We start from the raw sequence: 3,601 nt of genomic DNA, 5'->3' as shown, positions 1-3,601 counted from the left end.
GGTGAAATAAATGATAAAGAATTTGATGATATAAAAGCATATCTTATTAATCCTGTTGATTCAAGGGAAGCAGCTAAGGATAAACCTGAAACCATAGTTCAAAATTTCCCTGAGCCTCCGGATGTAAAAATCTTCGAAGGCTTTAGAACTATGTCCGAAGACGAGCTTAAGGAACTTTATTCTTCACTTAATCTTGCTATGACATTTAAGGACTTTTTATTTATAAGAAAATATTTTTCAGAAGAAGAAGAAAAGAGAGATCCAAGTGTTACCGAGATTAGGATGTTAGATACTTACTGGTCGGATCACTGCCGTCATACAACCTTTCTTACTGAACTTACAGAAGTCAGTTTTGAAGAAGGAAAGTATACAAAGCCTTTGGTAGAAAGCTTTGAGAGTTATAAATCTAATTTTGCCAAGCTGTATGAGGGAAGAGATGATAAGTATATCTGTCTTATGGATATAGCACTTATGGGCATGAAACAGCTTAGAGCAATGGGCAAACTTAATGATATGGAAGTTTCTGATGAGATAAATGCCTGCTCCATTGTAGTGCCGGTAGAGGAGGTTTTAGAGGATGGAACTAAACATACGGAAGAATGGCTTGTTTTCTTTAAAAATGAAACACATAACCATCCTACCGAGATAGAGCCTTTTGGAGGTGCGGCTACCTGTCTTGGTGGAGCTATTAGAGATCCACTTTCGGGAAGAGGATATGTATATCAGGCAATGCGTGTGACAGGTGCGGCAGATCCTACCCGTCCACTTTCAGAAACAATAAAGGGTAAGTTGCCTCAGAGAAAGATAGTAACAGGGGCAGCAGCAGGATACAGTTCTTACGGTAATCAGATTGGGCTTGCAACAGGCTTGGTAGATGAAATTTATCATCCTGATTATGTGGCAAAGCGTCTTGAAATAGGTGCAGTTATGGGAGCTGCAAGAAGAAAGAATGTAATTCGTGAAAATTCAGATCCCGGAGATCAGATTATTTTGCTTGGAGGGCGTACGGGGCGTGACGGAATAGGAGGGGCTACAGGCTCGTCTAAGTCGCATACAACCAAATCAATAGAAGTCTGTGGAGCTGAAGTACAAAAGGGAAATGCTCCTACAGAAAGAAAGATTCAGAGATTTTTCAGAAGACCTGAGATAACTAAGCTTATAAAGAAGTGTAATGATTTTGGAGCAGGTGGAGTATCGGTAGCAATAGGAGAGCTTGCAGCAGGACTTCATATTAATCTTGATAAAGTGCCTAAGAAATATGCAGGACTTGACGGTACTGAGATAGCTATTTCCGAGTCTCAGGAAAGAATGGCAATAGTTGTAGACAGTAAAGATGTGGCAGCTATGCTTAAATTTGCTGAGGAAGAAAATCTTGTAGCCGTAGTTGTGGCAGAAGTTACAAAAGAGCCTCGTCTTGTGATGGAATGGCGTGGTAAGGAAATTGTAAATATAAGCAGGGAATTTATTGATACAAATGGAGCAAGAAGTGAAGCTAAAGCAAGTGTATCAGCTCCTAATCCGGACAAATTTTATGAAGATCATAATAAGGAGTTTGCAGGCAAAAGTCTTAAAGAGGCTTGGCTGTCCTTGTTAAATAATTTAAATGTGTGCAGTAAGAAAGGGCTTGTAGAGAGGTTTGACAGTTCTATAGGGGCTGCTACTGTAACTATGCCTTTTGGTGGTAAGTATCAGTTAAGCCCTATTCAGACTATGATAGCAAAACTGCCGAATGACATTGGTGAAAGCGATGCAGTTACCCTTATGAGCTACGGCTTTGACCCTTATATTTCAAAGGAAAGCCCTTATCATGGTGCGATATATGCAGTTATAAACTCTGTTGCAAAAATAGTTGCAGCAGGTGGGGATATGTCAAAGATTCATTTCACATTTCAGGAGTATTTTAAGAGGCTTGAGGATAAGGCTGAGAGATGGGGAGAACCTCTTGCAGCACTGCTTGGGGCGTATGAAGTGCAGATGAAACTGGGACTTGCCTCTATTGGTGGTAAGGACAGTATGTCAGGCAGTTTTAATGATATAGACGTACCTCCTACTTTAGTAAGTTTTGCAGTAGATACAGGCAAGGCAGGAGAGGTTATCAGTCCTGAACTCAAAAAAGCCGGAAATGTGCTTGTTAAATTTAAGATTGAGGAAGATGAGTTTAAACTCCCTGTTTTTGAGAAGTTGATTGATACCTACAATAAGATTACAGAGTTCATTCACAAAAAGAAGATAGTGTCGGCTTATGCACTTGGGAGGTATGGTGTAGCTGAGGCAGTCAGCAAGATGGCTTTTGGTAATAAGTTCGGTGTTAAATTTGATGAAAAGCTTACAGATAAAGATTTCTTTAAGCCTGATTTTTCGGCTATAGTTGCAGAAGTAAATGTAGCTGATTTGGAAGAGATAATGAACTCAGGATTTGATGTGATTAGATTAGGTGAAGTTACTGAGGACAAAAAATTTGAATTTGCAAATACAAGTATATACATAGGAGAAATGCTTGAGGCTTGGGAGGGTAAGCTTGAAAAGGTATATCCTACAAAGACAGGTGAGGCAGTAGAAAAGCTTAATGAGAAACTTTATGATGTAAGAACTGAGATAGACTTTGCAAGAAAGAATGAGGTAAAGCTTTATATAGCTAAAGAAAAGATAGCAAAGCCTAGGGTATTTATACCTGTATTCCCCGGAACTAACTGTGAATATGATTTAACTAAGGCCTTTAAGAAAGCAGGTGCAGAGGTTCAGATGGTGGTATTTAAGAATCTTAATGCACAGAATATAAAGGATTCTGTTGCTGAGTATGTAAAGGCTATAAAGAATTCTCAGATAATAATGTTTCCTGGTGGTTTCTCAGCAGGTGATGAGCCTGACGGTTCAGCTAAGTTTATAGCCTCTGTATTTAGAAATCCACAAATAGCTGAGGAAACCAACAAGTTACTTAAAGAGAGAGATGGTCTTGTACTTGGTATCTGTAATGGTTTTCAGGCACTTATCAAGCTTGGACTTGTGCCTTACGGAGAGATAACTAAGATAGAAGAAACCTCACCTACCCTTACTACTAATAAGATAGGTAGGCATATTTCACAGTCTGTATATACAAAGGCAGTTACAAACAAGTCTCCATGGCTTATGAATATAGAACTTGGAAAGACATATTCAATTCCTGCCTCACATGGTGAAGGAAGATTTGTGGCAAATGAAGAATGGCTTAAGAAACTTTCTGAAAATGGTCAGATAGCTTTCAGATATGCAGATGCAGAGGGCAATGTAACTATGGATGAAAGATTTAATCCAAACGGCTCTTATATGGCGGTTGAAGGCATCATAAGTCCTGATGGAAGGGTACTTGGTAAAATGTGCCATTCTGAGAGAATAGGAGAAAATGTAGCTGTAAATATAGTAGGAGAGAAAAATCAAGGTATATTTGAGAGTGGTGTGGAGTATTATAGGTAGGTATCTAATATGATATTATATAACGATATTTATTGAAATTAAAAAGTATAGGGGTTATAATTAAGAAAAGATAAACAAAATCAAAGATTCAAATATTGAAAGTCCAGCTAATAAATGTCAATAGTTAAATGAGATAAAATTTATTTTGTTT

The 3,601-nt window shown here is 38.2% G+C and carries 1 protein-coding gene; it reads left to right on the top strand.

Going from position 1 to position 3,601, the window contains the following annotated elements; genetic code table 11:
• Nucleotides 1-3,450, top strand: a 3,450-nt coding sequence (locus tag ACTTG8_RS09945) for a phosphoribosylformylglycinamidine synthase (RefSeq protein WP_442561951.1), incomplete at its 5' end; no start/stop codon positions are given.
• Nucleotides 3,451-3,601 lie beyond the last annotated feature (151 nt).

Source organism: Catonella sp., assembly GCF_052173895.1.
Classification (GTDB): Bacteria; Bacillota; Clostridia; order Lachnospirales; family Lachnospiraceae; genus Catonella.
This window is presented reverse-complemented; position numbering and strand designations above follow the sequence as displayed.